Here is a 349-nt window from a genome sequence, read left to right as displayed (position 1 = left end):
GAAGCACCGGCTAACTCTGTGCCAGCAGCCGCGGTAATACAGAGGGTGCAAGCGTTATTCGGAATTACTGGGCGTAAAGCGCGCGTAGGCGGATTGTTAAGTCAGTTGTGAAAGCCCTGGGCTCAACCTGGGAACTGCATCTGATACTGGCAGTCTAGAATTTAGTAGAGGGAAGGGGAATTCCAGGTGTAGCTGTGAAATGCGTAGATATCTGGAGGAACATCAGTGGCGAAGGCGCCTTCCTGGACTAAAATTGACGCTGAGGTGCGAAAGCGTGGGTAGCAAACGGGATTAGATACCCCGGTAGTCCACGCCGTAAACGATGTCAACTAGCTGTTGGCCTTATTAA

Annotated in this window: 1 rRNA gene; it reads left to right on the top strand. The window is 51.6% G+C overall.

The annotated features are described in order from the left end of the window. Nucleotides 1–349 (top strand): 16S ribosomal RNA (locus J3998_RS13605); the annotation flags it as partial.

The organism is Thiomicrorhabdus marina (genome assembly GCF_017571465.1).
Taxonomy (GTDB): domain Bacteria; phylum Pseudomonadota; class Gammaproteobacteria; order Thiomicrospirales; family Thiomicrospiraceae; genus Thiomicrorhabdus; species Thiomicrorhabdus marina.
This window is presented reverse-complemented; position numbering and strand designations above follow the sequence as displayed.